Genomic DNA, 18,599 nt, shown 5'->3' with positions numbered 1-18,599 from the left:
GTGCCGGCACGCGAATCACTCCAGCGACACTCCCGTGTCCGCCGTCAGCTTCAGAACCACCGGCAAATATGCCTTGTAGGCGCTCACCGCTTCCCCAGGCAAGTTGCCCAGCGGCTCCGCCCCCATCTCGTCGATCTTCTTGCTCACCGTGGCGCTTCTGACCAGCGCGCTGACCTCGCGGCCCAGTCGCTCGATCAGCGCATCGGGTGTTTTCGCAGGCGCCATCAGCGTCACGGGGCCGACCAGCGCGAACGCACTGTCCTTGTAGCCGGCCTCGGCAAAAGTCGGCACGTCCGGCAGCGCGCGCGCACGGCTGGCGCCTACTAACGCCAGCGCCCGCAGCCGGCCATCGGCAATGTGCTGCCTCAGCGAAGTGACCGAGCCCACCGTCAGGTTCACCTGGCCGCCGAGCAGGTCCGTGATCATGGGTCCCTCGCCCCGGTACGGCACATGCAGCATGTCGATCCCGTAAGTCTTGCCGAGATACGCCTGAATCGTATGCGGTTGAGTGCCCGGCCCCCAGGAACCCATCACCAGCTTGCCCGGGTGCGCCTTCGCATAGGCAATCAGTTCGGCCACCGTCTTCACTGGCACCGATGCGTTCACCGCCATCACCGTGCGCGCGACGGCCACGTCGGAAATCGGCCGCAAGTCGGTGCGCGGGTCATAGGGCAGCCGCTTGTAGAGCACGATATTGGCCGTGATGGGCCCCGGAATCGTCATCAGCAAGGTGTAGCCGTCCGGTGCCGACTTGGCGACGTAATCGGTACCGATGCCGCCGCCTGCCCCGGCGCGGTTCTCGACCACCACGGGCTGGCCCAGCCGGCGCGACAAGCCGTCGGCCACCGTGCGCGCGAGCGTATCGGTCAACCCGCCGGGCGGATACGGCACCACCATGCGGATCGGCTTGGCTGGATAGGCAGCTTCGATGGCCTGCCCCGCGCACGGCAGCAGCGTCAGCGCCAGGGCCGCCGCCCCCAGCGTGCGCATGGACATCGACAAGGTACGGCGCCGGACGGCGCTGACTGCGCTGTGAATCGTCATGCTGTCTCCACTGGCAGGGCAGCGCCGGCAGTGCCGGGCCGCCCATTTTAATACGACGCATTAATCACTGACGGAAAATGTAGCAGAGCGATTGCGCCGAGCGGGATGGTGGAAACCCCAATGCCCGCATCAGCGCCCGCCGCCTAAGCTGTCCCCGACCGTTTAATACGATAGATTAAAATCGCCTGGGAACCTGATCGCCATGAACGCCCCGCATCCCTCTTCCGATCGCGCCGCGCTGCTGCGCGATGCCGTCGTGTACACCTATCCGCTTTACGAGATGGCACGCATGCGCGCCGCAACGTGCCCGCGCCGCGGCCCCGACGGGGTCTTTGCCGGCGACACCCCCGACACCCCGCTGCGCTGGGTCAACCAGCTTTTCCACACGCGCGTCCTGCTTGGGCCGCAGCACCGTCAGGTGGTTACGCCCAACAACGACACGCTCTATACCAACGCCTGGCTCGACCTGTCCGAAGGACCGGTCTGCCTCAGCGTGCCGGACACGGCCGGGCGCTATTACGTGCTCGGCCTGCTCGACGCCTACACCAACCCGTTCGATGCGGTCGGCAGCCGGACCACCGGCACCGGCGCGGGCCGCTATCTGCTCCACGGGCCGCGCTGGCAAGGCGAGATCCCGCCCGGCATGCAGCCGCTGGCGTGCCCGACCGACGCAGTCTGGATGATCGGCCGCTGGCTGGTCGATGGCGAAGCGGACCTGCCAGCCGTGCATCACTTGCAGGATGCCGTCAGCCTGACGCGCCTCGACGGCACGCCGGCCGCGCGCGCGTTCGACGTGGGCATGCAGCCCGGCGAGCGCGTGGGCGACCCGCTGCGCTTTACCGCCGTGGTCAACCGGATGCTGCGCGACAACCCGCCGCCGGCCAGCCAGGCGGTCCATGTGGCCCGCTTTGCAGCCGTCGGCATCGGCGCAGACTGCGACGCGATGGAACCCGATGAGGCACAGCGCAGCGCAATGGCCGCTGCCTTATCCGAACTCGAGGCCGAACTGGGTGCGCCGATTCCGTCTGACCTCGGCGGCGGCTGGTCGCTGCCGGTCGAGTTGCTGTCGACATTCGGCGAACGCTACCTGGAACGTGCGCTGGTCGCGCGCAACTACATCGGCGCGCTGGGCATGGAAGAAGCGATGTACCTGATCGCGGATTGCGATGGCGAAGGGCAGCCACTGGATGGCCGCTGCGACTACGAACTGGTTTTTCCTGCCAGCGGACTGCCGCAGGTGGACGCGTTCTGGTCCCTCACGGTTTACCGCAAGTCCGACTGCATGCTGGTGGAGAACGCGCTGTGCCGGTATTCGCTGGGGGACCGCTCACTGGACCTGCGTCATGAAGCGGATGGGAGCCTGCGCCTGTTCCTGGGCGAGCGCGCGCCGGATGCGCTGGCGCTGCGGGGCAACTGGCTGCCGGCGCCCGCCGAGCCGTTCTACGTCACGCTGCGGCTGTACGTGCCGCGCCAGTCGCACCTGGACAAGAGCTTCGCCTATCCGCCGATCCGGCGCGTCAACGGCGTGTCGTAAAGACCGTAGCGGGGGTCGCCGCTGCCGCTCAGTCCGTGCGCGCCTTGCCGCCGCGGCGGGTGCCGCCGGAAGTCCGTGTCACCGGCCCGGTGAGCCCCGCAGTGCAATAGTCGGCCAGTTCGTCGACCGGCGGCGCGCGGTGTTCGCCGCGCGCGCGCTGGTACCAGTCCGCGAGCGAGAAGACCGTGCCGTGGTTGAACCACATCAGGCGGTAGTCCATCACCTTCGCCGGCACATCAGGCAATGCCGCCATGATCATTTTCCGCGTGCGGACCAGGCCGGTCAGCGCGTTCTTGTCGAGCAGGTCCGCGCTGAACAGCGTCGGGCTGAACATGGTCTGCGCGGCAACCTGCAGGTAGCTTCCTCCCCACGTAGTCGTGACGACGGTATCGGCCAGCGCGCTGATCGACGCATACACGATCGCGCGGACGTCGCCCGCTTTGCCGTCGGCCTCGACTTCGTCCAGATGGGCGTTGCGCAGCACGTTGATATGGGCCAGCCGCATATTGAGCAGATGGGCAACCAGTGCTTCACGCGAGCCGAAATGGTAGTGCAATGCCGAGCGGTTGCGCTGGCCGGATTCGACCACGATCTGCCGCAGGGGCACCTGTTCGATGCCGTGCTCGGCAAACAACCGCTCCGCGATTTCCAGCATGCGCATCGCGGTCTCGCTTTGCTGCGGGCCGGCCGACGGCGCAGGCTCCGCCGGCACGGCCTTGGCTTTGCTGCGAGCCGGCTGGCCGGCCTCGGCAACGAGGGAACTCAGGGTGCGGATGCGGCTCATGCCTGGGAATCTGGATGGGAGGTGAATGATTATCGGAGTTGGACAGAGTTCAGGCAATCGCTTTGGCAATATGAAGGCGGCGGCCCTTGAGCCGCTGCCTTGACTGCCGTGCGGGGGTCACTCCAGCGTAATCCCCTCTCGCTGGATCACGGTTCCCCAGCTCGCGTCCTCTTTCTCGATGCGCTTCGCGAACGTCGCCGGGTCGATCATTACCACCTCGCCCTGCTGCCCCAGCGCCGCCTTCGCCTTGCTGTCTTCAAGCAGGCCATGCGTGATGGTATTGAGCTTCTGGACAATCTGCGGCGGCGTGCCGGCCGGCGCGAGCATGCCGATCCAGAACGTCACGTTGAACGGCGCAATGCCAAGCTCCTCCAGCGTCGGCACATCCGGCAGTTGCGTCATGCGCTTGGACGAACTGACGGCGAGCGGCCTGAGCTTGCCGACCTTGATCTGCGGCAGCGCGCTCCAGGTGTCGAAAGCGGTCTCGAGCTCCCCGCTCATCACGGCCATCTCCGCCTGGGCGGCGGACTTGTACGGGATATGCGTGGTCTTGATCTTCGTCCGGTTATTCAGCATCGCAAAGCTCAGGTGCGCGATGTTGCCGGGACCGGCCGAGCCGTAGCTGATCTTGCCCGGATTCTGCGTGGCGAACTTCACCAGCTCCGGCAACGTGCCGACTGCGTTCTTCTGCGACCACTCCGGATTCGTGACGAGGATGAACGGCGCCTCCAGCACCAGCGTGACCGGCGTGAAGTCCTTCGGCTTGTAGTTGCTCTTCTTGTAGACCTGGTGGTTGATGGTGATGCTGCTGGAATTGGTGACCAGCAGCGTGTAGCCGTCCGGCGCCGCGCGGGCAGCCTCGGCCACGCCGATCAGCCCGTTCGCGCCGGCCTTGTTGTCGACGATCACCGGCTGGCCGAGCGACTTGCTCAGGTGCTCGGACAGCACGCGCGCCACCGTGTCGGTGAACGATCCGGCGGGGAACGGCACGATCATCCGGATGGGCTTGTTCGGCCAGTTCGCACTCTGGGCGGCGGCCGGCCCCGCGATCGTGCAAGTCAACGCGACCAGCGCGGCAGCAGCCACTCTGAAGCGGCCTGACGCCCGGCGGCAGCGCATAGAAAAATTGAGTTCCTGCATGCTTGTCTCCTGTTTTTGCTGGGTGTTCCTGAATGCCTTGTCGACCTACGCGGCCTTGCCTGATGACTTCGGCTGCGCCGTCCTGCCGGTGATGCCCATGCGTTCGAGTTCCGCGATCCGCGCCGCGCCGAGCCCCAGCACGCGGGCGAGCACCTCTTCGGTGTGCTGCCCCAGCGTCGGCGACGCGCTGCGGACCGGCATGGCGTCGTGGCAGGTGCGGAACCACGGTGTGCTGGCGGTGTACGTGCCGCTGTGGGCGCGCTGCAGGTCATGCCAGAAGCCCCGTGCGCGAAGGTGGGCGTCCTGCAGCACCTGCGACATGGGGCGAACCACGCCTGCGGCAACCCCGCCCTGCTGCAGCACGCGCATGGCGTCCTCCGGATCGCGGCCCGCGCTCCACGCGGCGATGGCTGCGTCGATCCTGTCCTGCTGCGCACGGCGCCCCGTTGCGTGGGCAAGCTGCGCATCCGCACCCAGATCGTCCCTGCTGATGGCGCGGCACAGGCCGGGCCATTCCGCATCAGTGACGGTCAGTACGATCCACGCATCGTCGCCCGCGCAACGGAAGCAGCCGTGCGGCACATTCAACGGATGGCGGTTGCCCTGGCGCGGCGAGACCGCGCCGCTGACCGATTGCTCGATGATGAACGGTGCGGCCATCGGCAACATGGCCTCGACCTGCGACAGGTTGAGATGCCGGCCCTTGCCAGTCGACTGCTGCGCGAACAGCGCGAGCAGCATCGCGGCGCCGGCATTCAGTCCGCCGATCGGATCGCCGTAGGCGTAGGACGTCATGGCCGGCGGTCCATCCGGGTGCCCGGTGTGGAGCGGCAGCCCGCTGGCCTGTTCCAGCGTGCCGCCATACGCGCGCGTGTTGCTCCACGCGTTGCCAAGCCCGAACGCTGGCATCGACACCATGACCAGGCGCTCGTTGACGGCGCGCAGCGCCTCGTAGTCGAGCCCGAGCTTCGGCAGGACTTCGGCCGAGTAGTTTTCGATAACGGCATCGGCGCCCGCCACCAGGTCGAGCAGCAACTGCCTGCCCTCGGGCCGCGTCAGGTCCAGCGTAATGCCGAGCTTGTTGCGGTTCATCAGGTTGAAGTTGGTGTTCTTCTCGTACAGCCGTTCGCGATAGAACTCCTCGGTGAAGTTGGCGCCGCGCCACCAGTCGGGATAGCCGGTGCTCTCGACCTTGATGATCTCCGCGCCGAAGTCGGCCAGCGTCCGGGATGCAAGCGGACCCGCCCAGCCCATCGTCAGGTCGACCACGCGCACACCTTGCAAGGGCAGCTCCGCGCAGGAGGTTCTGCGCAGTGTCCGGTGCGGCTGATGATCCAGTCCGGCTGCCCGATAGAAGGCATCGTGAGCCCCCTTCATTGGCGCGGGACCGCCATGCAGCGGTCCCGCTGCATCGAGACGCAGCGGCACGACCGGGCCTTCAAACGTAACGCCCGCGGCTTCGACCGGCACGAACGCATGGCGCTGACGATGGACGTCCTGGCGCAGCAACTCGTCCATCGTCGGCACGATGACCGTCGGATGCTTCTTGTCCCCGAGGATCTCGAACCATTCCCTTGCCGTACGCGTCCGGAAGGCCGGAATCAGCAGATCGTCGATCTCGTCCGCCCGCGCCATGCGTTCCTGGCCGTTCGCGAAGCGCGGATCGCCGCCGAGTTCAGGGCGCCCGATCGCGTCGCACAGCGCCTTCCACTGCGGCAGCGTGTGCGTGAAGATGCCGATCCAGCCTTGCGCGGTCTCGAAGATGCCGGCCGGATGCGTACCGCAGAAGCGGTTGACGCCAAGACGACGCAACGGGTGGCGCTTGTCGGGTACCATGCCGGCCTCCATCTCGACTACGCTGAAGGCGCATTCGTGTTCACTGAGCACGTACCGGCGGCTGCCCTGCGCGCTGCCGATAAGACCGGCGACAGCGGCCGAAAACGCGCTCAGGCCGACCACGATCGCGGTCTGCACGTCGTGCGGCATATGGGGCGGACCGTCTGGCGGACCACTGCCGTGGATCGCGCCGGCAAGGCCCCGGCACACAGCTTCCGCGCCCGCATACCCGCTGTAGGGGCCGCTCTCCCCGAACCAGGTGAGGGCTACCTCGACCGGCTCATGGCCGCCGGCCGCGCCTGACCAGACCGGCGTGGCAACGATGCCCGGCCCTTCATCCAGGGCGCGCGCGTCGAGCACCACGTCGCAAGTGCGCGCGAGGTGTGCCAGCCATGCGTTGTCATCGGCGTCTGCCGCATCGGCGGTGACGCTGCGCTTGTTGGTGTTCAGCCACGCGAACAGCGCGCTTTCCGGCTGGGCGGCGCCGGGCACGCTGACCAGCGGCGGCATCTGCCGCCACGCGTCGCCCGCCGGACTTTCGACCTTGATGACTTCGGCGCCGAAGTCGGAGAACAGCTTGCCCGCGTACGCCAGCGCCGCACCGGTGCCGATCTCGAGTACGCGCAGCCCGCCCAGCGCGAGCTGCGCCGGGTCAGGTTCTTTCATGATCATGGAAACTCCCTGGCTGTGATGGACGGATACCGTGATGCCGCTGCCATCGCGCTTACCACGCGTCGACGAACCCGCGGCGTTCGCGGCGGCTGCGCACCTCGGCCGACGCAATGCCCTGCGCGATCCACTTGCGCGTCTGGGCCGGGTCGATCACGGCATCGATCTCCACCGCCGCAGCCGTGTTGATCGCGTGGCCGCGTTCGTACGACTGCGCGACCAGCTGCTCGAACAGCGCCTTGCGTTCGGGGCCGTCCGGCACCGCTTCCAGCTCCTTCTTGAAGCCCAGCCGGACCGCGCCTTCCAGACCCATCGGGCCGAACTCGCCAGTGGGCCACGACACGGTGAAGTTCGCCGAGCGGAAGCCGCCGCCCGCCATGGCCATCGCGCCCAGGCCATAGCCCTTGCGCAAGGTCACCGCCAGCAGCGCGACGCGCAGCTTGGCCGCCGTCAGGAACATGCGCGATACATGGCGCACCTGCGCACGCGCCTCGCACTCGGGGCCGACCATGAATCCCGGCGTGTCGATCAGCGAGACGATCGGCAGCCCATGCGCATCGCACAGCTGCATGAAACGCGACGCCTTGTCGGCCGCATCGGCATCGATGGCGCCGCCAAGGTGATAGGGGTTGTTGGCCATGATGCCCACGGGCCGCCCTTCCACGCGCGCCAGCGCCGTGTGGATGCCGGCGCCGAAGCCGCCGCGCAGCATCAGCACGCTGCCCGCGTCGGCAATGCCTTCAATGGCCTTGCGGGTGTCGTACACGCGCAGGCGGTTCTCGGGCACGACATGGCGCAGCGCCAGCGGGTCCGGCGCGCTCCAGTGTTCGACGCGCCCCTGGAACATCGACAGGTAGTGCCTGGCGACCTGCACGGCTTCGGCCTCGTTCTCGACCAGCACGTCGATCACGCCATTGGCAAACTGCACGGGCGCGGGGCCTACCTCTTCGGGACGGAAGATGCCGAGGCCGCCGCCTTCGATCATCGCCGGCCCAGCCATGCCGATGTTCGCGGACTTGTCGGCAATGATCACATCGCAGCAGCCGAGGAACGCGGCATTGCCCGCGAAGCACCGGCCCGACACGATGCCGACCACCGGCACCTCGCCGCTCAGCTCCGCGAACGCGGCGAACGACGGCTGGTAGAGGCCGGACACCGAGGGGAAATCCACGTCGCCGGGACGGCCGCCACCGCCTTCGGCAAACAGCACGAGCGGCAGTTCATCGCGCAGCGCGACCTCGACAATGCGGTCGGTCTTGATGTGATTGCGCTTGCCCTGCGTGCCGGCAAGCACCGTCGCGTCGTACGCCATCACCGCACTGCGCGCGCGGTCCGTGCCGACGAGCGCGCCATTGATGCTGCCAATGCCGGTGATGAGGCCGTCAGCGGGCGTGTTGGCGATCAGGTCCTCTCTGGTGCGGCGCGACGATTGCGCCGCGAGCGCCAGCGCGCCGTATTCCACAAAGGAATCCGCATCGCACAGGTCGGCCACGTTCTCGCGGGCGGTGCGCTGGCCGCGCGAGCGGCGCCGGGCGACAGCGTCGGGGCGCGCCGCGTCTTCGAGGATGGCATGTCGGTCCAGCACGCGCTGCAGGTCCGCGCGGATCGCGTGCGGATCGACCTTCTGAGCCGCTACAACCGATACGCCATCGGCTTCAACCTGCTCCAGCACGATCAGGATCTGGGCTTCCGACGCCAGCGCGCCTTTCTCCAGCCGCAGGTCGACCACGCGTGCGCCGCACTCGGCCGCAATCGCGTGCTCCATCTTCATGGCATCGAGCACCGCCACGGTCTGGCCGGGCTTGACGATCTCGTCAATTGCGACGGAGATCTCCACCACGCGGCCGGTCAACGGCGCGCGGATCGCGACCAGCCCGTCTTCCAGTTCTTCCTCGGGCTCCGATGCGCGGGGCGTGTGCGACGCTGGGCGCGCTGCGCCGCCAAGCATCGCCTCGTGCGCACGCCCGGCGTCCGCGATGGCCGCGGCCGATGCCGCCAGTTCCGGCAAGATCGCTTCGAAGTGCCGCGTATGCACGTCTTGCGCAAGGAAGTCATCGCGCTGCACCAGTGCGCGCAGCAGGTCGATATTGGTCGGCACGCCGACAATGCGGAACTCTGCAAGGCTGCGCTGCAGGCGTCGTACCGCGGCATCGAACTTCGGGGCCGCGCTGGTCACGATCAGCTTGGCCAGCAGGGTATCGAAGTTGGGCGACGGCTCGTAGCCCGTGTAGCCATGCGAATCGACGCGCACGTCGGGACCGGAAGGCGGGTCGAAGCGTTCCAGCCGGCCATGCGCTGGCCGCGCCAGGCCCTGTGCATCGGTGATTTCCGCATTGACGCGGACCTGGATTGCATAGCCCTTCGGCTGAGGTGGCGCGGCGGCGTCGAGGCCAAGCTCGCCAAGCGTGCGTCCCGCAGCCAGCCCGATCTGCAGCGCTACGAGATCCACGCCAGTGACCTGCTCGGTGATCGTGTGCTCGACTTGCAGGCGCGGATTGGCCTCGATGAAGACAAAGTCCTTCTGCTCGCCCGCTGCGGTTTCCTCGACCAGGAACTCGAAGGTCCCAAGGCTGCGGTAGTTCACGCGGCGTGCGAGCCGCAGCGCGGCCTTGATGATGCCCTCGCGCAACTGCGGCCGGAGAACAGGGCTTGGCGCGATTTCGATGAGCTTTTGGAAGCGGCGCTGCAAGGTACAGTCGCGCTCGCCCAGCGCAATGACATGGGCACCGTCGCCGGCAATCTGCACTTCGATGTGGCGCGCGCGGCTGACCAGCCGCTCGGCATAGAGCGCATCGACACCAAAGGCGGAGGCCGCCTCGGACCGGCAGCGTGCATAGGCTTCGGCCAGTTCCTCGCGCCGCCGCACCACGCGCATGCCGCGGCCACCGCCGCCGCCGACCGCCTTGATGACCACGCCGGCGTCGCCCTGCGCGTCAAAGAATCTGGTGATCTCGTCGAGCGATGCACTGCCGCGCGTTGCCGGCATCACGGGGACGTCGCTGTCCATCGCCAGTTCGAGCGCCCGGCCCTTGTCGCCGAACAGGGCGAGTTGCTCGATGGTCGGTCCGACAAAGGTGATGCCCGCGTCGATGCAAGCCTGTGCAAAGTCCGCTCGCTCGCTCAGGAACCCATAGCCCGGATGGATCGCATCGCTGCCGGAAGTCTTCGCCGCGGCAATGATCCCCGCGATGTCGATGTACGCGGCCGGCCCCCAGCCGTCGAGGGCAATGGCCTCGTCGGCCAGCATGCGGTGCCGCGCGCTGGCATCGTCCTGCGAATACACCGCGACGGTGGCGATTTCCAGGTCACGTGCGGCGCGCAGGACGCGCAATGCAATCTCGCCGCGGTTGGCGATCAGCAGCTTCTTCAATTCGGTCTCCTTGTACAGATTGCGGCCCGGCTTCTGCGGCCGGTCCAACAGTGTGTGAATCTTGCTCAGGGCCGGATGCCGAACCGGCTGATGCCGGCTTCGCGCAGCGGCGCGGCCAGGTTGGCGAACTCGCACAGCAGCGTGCGGGTTTCGCGCGGGTCGATGATGTCCTCGATCACGAAGGCCTCCGCGCTGCGGAATGGGGAGGTCAGGCTGCGCACGCGCTGCTCGATCTCGGCGCGCTTCTGCACCGGGTCGTCGGCGCCTTCGATCTCGGCCTTGTAGGCGACTTCAAGGCCCCCTTCGATCGGCATCGCGCCCCAGTTGGCCGAAGGCCAGGCGTAGCGGCAGTTGAAGCGCCCCATGTGCTGGTGCGCGGCGGCGGACATGCCATACGCCCGGCGCAGGATGACCGAGCACCACGGCACGGTCGCCTGGTACACCGCGGCCAGCGCGCGCACGCCATGGCGCATGGTCCCGGCCTGCTCCGCTTCCAGGCCGATCTGGAAGCCGGCGGTATCAACCAGGTTGACCACGGGAAGGTGGAAGGTCTGCGCCAGGTCGACGAAGCGCGTGAATTTCTCGGCGGTGGCGCTGTCCCAGCCACCGCCGTGGAAGTACGGGTCGCTGGCGATCACCGCCACGGGCCAGCCGTCCAGCCGCGCCAGACCGGTCACGATGGCGCAGCCCCACTGCCGGCCGGTCTCGAAGAAGGAGCCGTCGTCCACCAGCGCCTGCACGATCGGGCGGATCTTGTAGACGGCACGGCCATCGCGCGGAATGGCGGCAAGCAGCCACTCGTCGCGGCGCGCGGCATCATCGGTGGACTGGGTGCGCGGCGGCAATTCATGGACCGACGCTGGCAGGTAGGACAGGAAGCGGCGTGCGTGTTCGAAAGCCTCCTGCTCGCTGGCGACTTCGTCATCCACCACGCCATTGCGCGTGTGGATATGGCTGCCGCCCAGCTCGCCCTTGGTGAGCTGCTGGCCGATACGCGCCACCACGGGTGGGCCTTCGGTAAAGAGCTGCGAGGTCTCCCTGACCATCACCGAGTAATGGCTGGCGGCAACGCGTGCCGCGCCCATGCCCGCGACCGATCCGAGCGCCAGCGACACCACCGGCACCACGGACATGTTCTGCACCACGTGTTGCCAGACCTTCATGGTGGGGATCAGCGTATGGCCCTTGATCTCGATATTGCGCACCGAGCCGCCACCGCCGGTGCCGTCGACCAGCCGGATCATCGGCAGGCGCAGGTCATGCGCCATCTTCTCGGCGTGGATCAGCTTGTCTCCCACCGCGCCGTCATTGGCGCCGCCGCGCACGGTGAAATCGTCGCCGACCAGCACGACCGGCCGTCGGCCGACCTGCGCGCGGCCCATAACCAGGTTGGAGGGCACAAGGTCCACAAGCCGGCCATTGCTGTCATAGCGGCCGCTGCCGCTGAGGCCGCCGACCTCGCGGAACGATCCTTCATCGGCGATCCGGGCGATGCGCTCCCGCACAGTCAACTTGCCGGCCTCGCGGTGGCGCGCGACCTTGTCTTCGCCGCCCATGCGCTCGGCAAGCCGCCGGCGGTAGGCCAGTTCGTCGATTTCGGGTTGCCAGGTCACGGTTGTCTCCGGGGGTCTTCAAGATGGATGTGTCGCGTTCACTACCGCACGACCCGTGCCATGTTGAAGACACTCCGGCTCGTCTTGATTTCATTGAGGATTTTCTTCATGGCATCTAAGATGTCCGCTACAAAGACAGAATGTGTCCGCAGTGAGGACACACGCGGAGACAACCCATGTCCTCAACAGCAACACAAGGGACAACCTCAGCCGCCCGTGCGCTTGGCGCCGTGGTTCGCGGTTCGGATGGTGTACGTGTCGCAGCGGTCGGCGTCTGTGCCGACTCCGCCACGGCCGATGCCGCCGAGACCGCCTGTGACCGGGCCACGGATCGTGCTCATGGGCGCCGGTTGTTCCCGGTGGAAGCAGGGGAGCACCGCTACATCGGCCTGTGCCTGGAGGACGGCGGCAATCAGTTGATCCTGCTGCACCGCGCGGACACGCACGCGGTTCTGTTCGACTTCCTTGGCACGGTGCCTTTCGCCAGCGCGATCCTCGACCACTTCCTGACCGACCCCTACCAGGCCATCACCGTGGCAGACCGGGACGGCCGCGTGCGCTTCATCAGTCCCGTACACGAGAAGTTCCTGGGTCTGGACGCCGGTGAAGGCATCGGGCGCCCGGCCGCCAGGGTCATCCCGAATTCGCGGCTGCCGCAGGTGGCGGCGAGCGGCAAGGCGGAGATCGGGCAGCTGCAGCAGATGAACGGCATCACGCGCGTGGTCAACCGCATTCCGATCCGGCAGGACGGCGAGGTGGTCGGGGCCATCGGCCAGGTCCTGTTCAAGGGTCCGGAGGCCATGGTCCGCATGCACGACGAGCTGTCCGAACTGCGCTCGCAGGTCGCACGCTATCAGCGCGAACTGGACGGCCTGCGCGACACGCAGCCGGCGCTGGGCCTGATCGGCGAAAGCGCGCCGATGCAGCGCCTGCGCCGCGAGATCCAGACCGTGGCACGGCTCGACGTGCCGGTGCTGATCCTCGGCGAAAGCGGCACGGGCAAGGAGCTCGTGGCAAACGCCATCCACGGTGCCGGACGCGAACCGGTGGGCGAACGCCCGCTGGTCAGCCTCAACCTGGCGGCGCTGCCCGCCACGCTGATCGAATCAGAACTGTTCGGCCACGCGCCAGGCGCCTTCACCGGAAGCCATCGCCAGGGACAGGCCGGCAAGCTCGAACTCGCGGCCGGCGGCACTGTTTTCCTCGATGAGGTCGCGGACATCCCGATGGAGATGCAGGTCAAGCTGCTGCGCGTGCTGGAAGACCATATGGTCGAACGTCTCGGCAGCCGCCGCGCGCAGCGAGTGGATTTCCGGCTGATCTCGGCCACCAATCGCGATGTGCCCGCGCTGATCGATGCGGGACGGTTCCGGCTCGATCTTTACTATCGGCTTAGCGGCGTGGTGCTGCGCATTCCTGCGCTACGCCAGCGGCGAGAGGACATTCCCGCGTTGCTGCAGCATTTCGTCAGCGCGTTCTGCGCGCGCAACGGCGTGCCTTTGCCGAAGATCGATCTCGATGTGGCGCGGCATCTCGCGGGCCAGCCCTGGCCCGGCAACGTGCGTCAGTTGCGCCAGCGCATCGAGGAAGCGCTGGTGTTCTGCGACGGCCGCACGCTGCGCGTCGTGGATTTTGCGCGCGGCGAAGCGGCGCGCGGGCTGGCGGGTGTGGAGAGCGATGCGGCGGTGCATCCGCTGGCGCGGGCGTATCCGCATGAAGATGCTGACGCAATTGGCGTGCCTGCCTCAGCGGCGACGTTGCCGGTGAACGAGGCGACTGGGGGCATGAGCGAGCTTGCCTATGCGGCTGTGGTTGACGCGATTGCGCGCCATGGCGGCAACAAGAAGCGTGCCGCCGAGCAACTGCGGATCTCGCGCTCGCATCTGTACAAGATTCTGGAGCGCGGGCCGGGGCGGTGAAGGCTGACGGGTTTCTGCCCTCTCCCACTGCGTGGGAGAGGGGGCAAACATGCGGGTATTTTGAGGGTGTTGGTAATGACACCCCCAACACCCCTTACTCGACCGCGATCCCCTTCTCGCGGATCACCTTGCCCCACTTGGCGTAATCCTGGCGGATACGCTGCCCCATCTGCGCCGGATTCTGATAGCTGGCGATAGCGCCGGCCTTCAGCAGCTTGTCCTGGACATCCTTGTCCGCCAGGATCTTGCCGACTTCGGTCGAGACGCGGTCCACGATGTCCTTCGGCGTACCCGGAGGCGCCAACAGGCCGCCCCACGACACCGCGTCATAGCCCTTGAAGCCCTGCTCGGCGATCGTCTTGACGTCCGGCAGCATGGCCACGCGCTGCGGCGAACCGACCGCGATGGCGCGCAGCTTGCCGGCCTGGATATGCGGCAGCGCGGCGACGAGGTCGGCGTACATGATCGGCACCTGGCCGCCGATGGTGTCGCTGATCGCGGGCACGCCGCCCTTGTACGGCACGTGCTGCATCTCAAAGCCGCCCATCTGCTTGAGCAGTTCCATGCTCAGGTGGCCGAAGCTGCCGGCGCCCGAGCTGGTGTAGTTGAGCTTGCCGGGCTGGGCCTTGGCTTGCGCGATCAGCTTCGACAGGTCGGTCACGTTGGGCAGCAGCGTGGGATTCACCACGACCACGATGGGCAGGTCATAGACCGTGGCCACCGGCGTGAAGTCCTTGGTGGTGTCGTAGCCGGCCTTCTTGTACAGGTACGGGGCCAGCAGCGTCGGCGTGGCCAGCATCATGAACGTGTAGCCATCGGCAGGGCTCTTGGCCACCTGCGCGGCCGCGATGGATCCCGATGCGCCGGCGCGGTTCTCCACGATCACGGGCTGCTTCAGGGCCTCGCCCAGCTTCAGGCCGACGATGCGCGACGCGGTGTCCGTCGGGCCGCCCGGCGGGAACGGCACGACGAGCTTGATCGGCTTGGCCGGCCACGCCTGCGCGAACGCGCTGCTGATCAGCAGCGGCGCTGCGGCCAGTGCCAGGATGACACGACGGCGGGAATGGACCATACGGGTGAGATGTTGAATGCGCACTTTGTTCTTCCAGTTTGAGTCAGTGCAAGGTCTCCATTGGGCCCCCTTGCCAGGCCTGGATCGCGCCGACGCTCATGACGTCCACGCGGCCCGAGTGATCAGGCGTTGCCCGGTGCTTCCGGCAGCGTCAGCACGCCGCGCGCCTGCAAGTCCTGCAGTTGCGCGTCGCTCAGCTGCAGCAGGTTCTGCAGCACGGCGCGCGTGCCTTCGCCCAGCGTGGGCGGCGCGCTGCGGATCGGCAAGCGCTGGCCGTCGATGCGGTACGGCGGCGCGAACACATGCGTGCTGCCCGCCACCGGATGCGGCATTTCGCGCAGCAGGCCGCCCTGGCGGGTCCGCTCGCTGGTCAGCGCCTCGTGCAGGCCGGCCACCTTGCCGCACGGGATGCCGCAGGCCGTCATGCGTTCGAGCAGCAGGTCGCGCGCAAAGCTGCGGATCAGGCCGGTGATCAACGGGGTCAGCGTCTCGCGGTTCCTCGCCCGCTCGACATTGGTCGCGTAGCGCGGATCCTCGACGATGTCCGGGCGATCGATCACCTGGCGGCAGAACTTGTCGAACTGGCTGTTGTTGCCTACGGCGATGATCAGCGGGCCGTCGGCGGACTCGAACATGCCGTATGGCACGATGGACGGATGGGCATTGCCGTAGCGCGCCGGGTCGCGCCCAAGCAGCATGGCATCCAGGCCGTAGTAGCCGGTGACCATCAGGCCACAGTCATACAGCGCCATCTCGATGAGCTGGCCCTTGCCCTTGCGCTCGCGGCGGAAGAGCGCCGCCAGCACGGCCTGGGCGGCGTACATGCCGGTCATGAGGTCCACCACGGCCACGCCGAACTTCAGCGGCGGCGTGTCGGCTTCTCCGTTGAGCGCCATCAGGCCGGCCTCGCCCTGGATCACCAGGTCGTAGCCGGGGCGCTTGGCCTCGGGGCCGCTGCTGTTGTAGCCGGACACCGCGCAATAGATCAGCTCGGGCTTGATTGCCTTGAGCTGCTCATAGCCCAGGCCCAGCTTCTCGGCGCCGCCGGTCTTGAAGTTGTGGATGACCACGTCGAACTGCGGCAGCAGGTCGTAGACGATCTGCACGCCTTCCTTGCTCTGCAGGTCCAGCGTGATGGACCGCTTGTTGCGGTTCATGCTGTTGAAGTACGTGGTCTCGGTCTTGCCGATGCGCATGCCCCAGTCGCGCGTGTCGTCGCCGCGGCCCGGGTGTTCGACCTTGACTACCTCGGCGCCGAAGTCGGCCAGGACCTGGCCGCACAGCGGCCCCGCGAATACGCGCGACAGGTCCAGCACACGGACCCCTTCCAGCGGGAAGTCGATGCCCTGGGATTGTTCCGTCGTAGTTTGCATTGCTCGTCTCCATGGGCTGCGACGTGGCAAGGTTGGCCGCGTCGCAATGAACTACAGTGGCCAGCGCAGGGCTCAGCGCGCCTGGTTCAGGCTGGCGAAATCCTTGCCTTCCGACACCAGCTTTTCCAGCAGCGGCGCCGGCTTCCAGAACAGCGGGTCTTCCTTGGCGAAGGTCCGGATATCTTCCAGGATCTTCGGCAGGCCGACCATGTCGGCGTACTGCATCGGGCCGCCGCGGAAACGCGGGAAGCCGTAGCCGGACAGGAACGTCACGTCGACGTCGAGCGGACGCAGCGCGATGCCCTCTTCCACCACCTTGGCGCCTTCGTTGACCATCGCTGCCATATAGCGGCGCATGATTTCTTCGGCCGTGAACTTGCGCGGCACGATGCCCTTCTTCTGGCGCTCGGCATCGACGATGGCGAGCACTTCCGGATCGGGCTGGCCGACGCGCGCGCCTTGCGGGTAGAGGTAGAAACCGCGGCCGGTCTTCTGGCCGAACCAGCCGCGCTCGCAGATGCGGTCGGCAACCTCGACGTAGCGCGCCTTCGGGTCGCGCGTGGCGGCGCGGCGCTTGCGCGTGGCCCAGCCGATATCGCCGCCGGCCAGGTCGGTCACCTGGAACGGGCCCATCGGATAGCCGAAGCCGCGCACGGCCTCGTCGATCTCGTAGGGGCTCGCCCCGTCTTCCATGATGTAGTCGGCGGCCTGCTTGTAGACCGCCAGGATGCGGTTGCCGATAAAGCCGTCGCACACGCCCGCGCGCACCGGGATCTTCTTCATGCGCCTGGCCAGTTCGAACGCGGTCACCACCACGTCGGGGCTGACCTTGGCCGGCACCACGATCTCCAGCAGCTTCATGATGTTGGCCGGGCTGAAGAAGTGCAGGCCGATCACGTCCTGCGGGCGCGAGATGCTGCCCGCAATCGCGTCGATATCGAGATACGAGGTATTGGTGGCCAGCACAGCGCCCGGCTTGCACACGCGGTCCAGCTCCTGGAACACGGCCTTCTTGACTTCGATGTCCTCGAACACAGCCTCGATCACCAGGTCAACGTCGGCAATCGCTTCATACGACGTGCTGGGCGTGTAGCGCGACAGGATCGCGGCCTTGCCTTCCTCGGTCATGCGGCCCTTGGCGATCAGGCCGTTGTAGACCTTCTCGACATTGGCCTGGCCGCGCGCGATGGATTCCGCGTCGCGCTCGATCATCACCACCGGCAGGCCGGCGTCAAGCGCGGCCACGGTGATGCCAGCACCCATGGTGCCGCCACCGATCACGGCGACGCGGTTGAGCGCGCGCGGCGCGGCGCTTCGCGCTTCGGGCACCTTGGCGGTTTCGCGTTCGGCAAAGAACGCGTGGACCAGGCCCGCGCGCTGCGGGCTGTTCAGGCATTCGACAAACAGCGCACGCTCGCGCGCCACGCCCTCGTCGAACGGCAGTTCCACGGCGGCGCGCACGCATTCGATGATCTTCAGCGGCGAGAACAGGCCGCGGCTCTTCTTCGCGGTCTCGGCCTGCAGGGTGTCAAGGTCAGCCAGCGCGGCGGCCTTGTCGGCAACGGCCAGGTCGCGCGTGCGGCGCGGCGCGGCGCCCTGCTCGAGAAGTTCGTTGGCATAGGCCAGGCCGGCGGCCACGGGATCATCTCCTTCAGCAAGGCGATCGACCAGGCCGGCGGCCTGCGCGGCCTTGGCCGACAGGTGCTTGCCGCTGAGCATCAGTTCGGCGGCGGCCTTGGCGCCCATCAGCCGCGGCGCGCGCTGCGTGCCGCCGGCACCGGGCAGCAGGCCCAGGTTGACTTCGGGCAGCCCGAGCTTGGCACCCGGCAACGCCAGGCGATAGTGCGCCGACATGGCGACTTCCAGCCCGCCGCCGAGCGCCGGGCCATGGATGGCGGCAACCACCAGCTTGCCGCTCGCTTCGATCTGATTGCAGACCTCGGGCAGCGACGGCGGCATCGGCGGCTTGCCGAATTCGCGGATATCCGCCCCGGCGATGAAGGCCTTGCCTTCGCCCACGACCAGCACGGCACGCACGCCGGCATCGGCTTGCGCCTGCTCTATGGCCTGCTTCAGGCCCTGGCGCACCGCCACGCCCAGCGCGTTGACCGGCGGATTGCACAGGCTGATCACCTGCACGTCGCCGTGGCGAACCGCGCGGACGACGGAAGCTTCGTTGGTCATGGTTGTCTCCGGTTGAGGTCAACCCGGCATTTTGCCTCGTTAAACTGGCTATACAATCCCA

The 18,599-nt window shown here is 67.4% G+C and carries 11 protein-coding genes; 2 read left to right on the top strand and 9 right to left on the bottom strand.

Going from position 1 to position 18,599, the window contains the following annotated elements; all coding sequences use genetic code 11:
- Positions 1 to 15: 15 nt before the first annotated feature.
- Positions 16 to 996 carry a Bug family tripartite tricarboxylate transporter substrate binding protein gene (locus AC3FKG_RS22530; protein ID WP_488744208.1) on the bottom strand — a complete coding sequence of 327 codons (981 nt, stop codon included), beginning with the start codon at positions 994 to 996 and terminating at the stop codon, positions 16 to 18.
- A gap of 250 nt (positions 997 to 1,246) precedes the next feature.
- Between AC3FKG_RS22530 and AC3FKG_RS22525 the strand changes: the two genes are divergently transcribed.
- The gene (locus tag AC3FKG_RS22525) at positions 1,247 to 2,578 is read left to right on the top strand and encodes a DUF1254 domain-containing protein (RefSeq protein ID WP_488744166.1); all 1,332 of its coding nucleotides are present in this window, start codon (positions 1,247 to 1,249) and stop codon (positions 2,576 to 2,578) included.
- A 28-nt stretch (positions 2,579 to 2,606) separates the two neighbouring features.
- Here the strand turns inward: AC3FKG_RS22525 and AC3FKG_RS22520 are convergent, their stop codons facing one another.
- The 5 genes from AC3FKG_RS22520 to AC3FKG_RS22500 form a co-directional block, all read right to left on the bottom strand.
- Entirely contained in the window at positions 2,607 to 3,362 is a 756-nt protein-coding gene (locus tag AC3FKG_RS22520) for a TetR/AcrR family transcriptional regulator (RefSeq protein WP_483711865.1), read from the bottom strand.
- 117 nt (positions 3,363 to 3,479) lie between these two features.
- Complete coding sequence (locus tag AC3FKG_RS22515; RefSeq protein ID WP_483711866.1) at positions 3,480 to 4,502, bottom strand: Bug family tripartite tricarboxylate transporter substrate binding protein; 1,023 nt, start codon at positions 4,500 to 4,502, stop codon at positions 3,480 to 3,482.
- Between the two features lie 45 nt (positions 4,503 to 4,547).
- The gene (locus AC3FKG_RS22510; RefSeq protein WP_488744165.1) at positions 4,548 to 7,010 is read right to left on the bottom strand and encodes a CaiB/BaiF CoA-transferase family protein; all 2,463 of its coding nucleotides are present in this window, start codon (positions 7,008 to 7,010) and stop codon (positions 4,548 to 4,550) included.
- A 52-nt stretch (positions 7,011 to 7,062) separates the two neighbouring features.
- Entirely contained in the window at positions 7,063 to 10,377 is a 3,315-nt protein-coding gene (locus AC3FKG_RS22505; RefSeq protein WP_488744164.1) for an acetyl-CoA carboxylase family protein, read from the bottom strand.
- A gap of 65 nt (positions 10,378 to 10,442) precedes the next feature.
- On the bottom strand, positions 10,443 to 11,990 hold the full coding sequence (locus AC3FKG_RS22500; RefSeq protein WP_488744163.1) for an acyl-CoA carboxylase subunit beta: 1,548 nt from the start codon (positions 11,988 to 11,990) through the stop codon (positions 10,443 to 10,445).
- Between the two features lie 176 nt (positions 11,991 to 12,166).
- Here AC3FKG_RS22500 and AC3FKG_RS22495 point away from each other — a divergent pair, with 176 nt between their 5' ends.
- Positions 12,167 to 13,909 (top strand): sigma-54 interaction domain-containing protein, encoded by a 1,743-nt coding sequence (locus AC3FKG_RS22495; RefSeq protein WP_488744162.1) that lies wholly within the window; start codon positions 12,167 to 12,169, stop codon positions 13,907 to 13,909.
- Positions 13,910 to 14,003: 94 nt separating this feature from the next.
- Here the strand turns inward: AC3FKG_RS22495 and AC3FKG_RS22490 are convergent, their stop codons facing one another.
- The 3 genes from AC3FKG_RS22490 to AC3FKG_RS22480 all read right to left on the bottom strand — a co-directional run bounded on the left by AC3FKG_RS22490 (position 14,004) and on the right by AC3FKG_RS22480 (position 18,538).
- Positions 14,004 to 14,981 carry a Bug family tripartite tricarboxylate transporter substrate binding protein gene (locus tag AC3FKG_RS22490; RefSeq protein ID WP_483711871.1) on the bottom strand — a complete coding sequence of 326 codons (978 nt, stop codon included), beginning with the start codon at positions 14,979 to 14,981 and terminating at the stop codon, positions 14,004 to 14,006.
- Positions 14,982 to 15,103: 122 nt separating this feature from the next.
- On the bottom strand, positions 15,104 to 16,354 hold the full coding sequence (locus AC3FKG_RS22485; protein ID WP_488744161.1) for a CaiB/BaiF CoA transferase family protein: 1,251 nt from the start codon (positions 16,352 to 16,354) through the stop codon (positions 15,104 to 15,106).
- 72 nt (positions 16,355 to 16,426) lie between these two features.
- A complete protein-coding gene (locus AC3FKG_RS22480) occupies positions 16,427 to 18,538 on the bottom strand; it encodes a 3-hydroxyacyl-CoA dehydrogenase NAD-binding domain-containing protein (protein WP_488744160.1) in 2,112 nt (703 codons plus the stop codon).
- Between the last annotated feature and the right edge of the window lie 61 nt (positions 18,539 to 18,599).

This window comes from Cupriavidus sp. 22TCCZM04-2, from assembly GCF_057798895.1.
This window is presented reverse-complemented; position numbering and strand designations above follow the sequence as displayed.

Bases quoted from the DNA above. Each gene is read 5' to 3' on its own strand.
- AC3FKG_RS22510 (WP_488744165.1), bottom strand. From the start codon at position 7,010: ATGATCATGAAAGAACCTGACCCGGCGCAGCTCGCGCTGGGCGGGCTG.
- AC3FKG_RS22520 (WP_483711865.1), bottom strand. From the start codon at position 3,362: ATGAGCCGCATCCGCACCCTGAGTTCCCTCGTTGCCGAGGCCGGCCAG.
- AC3FKG_RS22495 (WP_488744162.1), top strand. From the start codon at position 12,167: ATGTCCTCAACAGCAACACAAGGGACAACCTCAGCCGCCCGTGCGCTT.
- AC3FKG_RS22485 (WP_488744161.1), bottom strand. From the start codon at position 16,354: ATGCAAACTACGACGGAACAATCCCAGGGCATCGACTTCCCGCTGGAA.
- AC3FKG_RS22515 (WP_483711866.1), bottom strand. From the start codon at position 4,502: ATGCAGGAACTCAATTTTTCTATGCGCTGCCGCCGGGCGTCAGGCCGC.
- AC3FKG_RS22490 (WP_483711871.1), bottom strand. From the start codon at position 14,981: ATGGTCCATTCCCGCCGTCGTGTCATCCTGGCACTGGCCGCAGCGCCG.
- AC3FKG_RS22530 (WP_488744208.1), bottom strand. From the start codon at position 996: ATGTCCATGCGCACGCTGGGGGCGGCGGCCCTGGCGCTGACGCTGCTG.
- AC3FKG_RS22480 (WP_488744160.1), bottom strand. From the start codon at position 18,538: ATGACCAACGAAGCTTCCGTCGTCCGCGCGGTTCGCCACGGCGACGTG.
- AC3FKG_RS22525 (WP_488744166.1), top strand. From the start codon at position 1,247: ATGAACGCCCCGCATCCCTCTTCCGATCGCGCCGCGCTGCTGCGCGAT.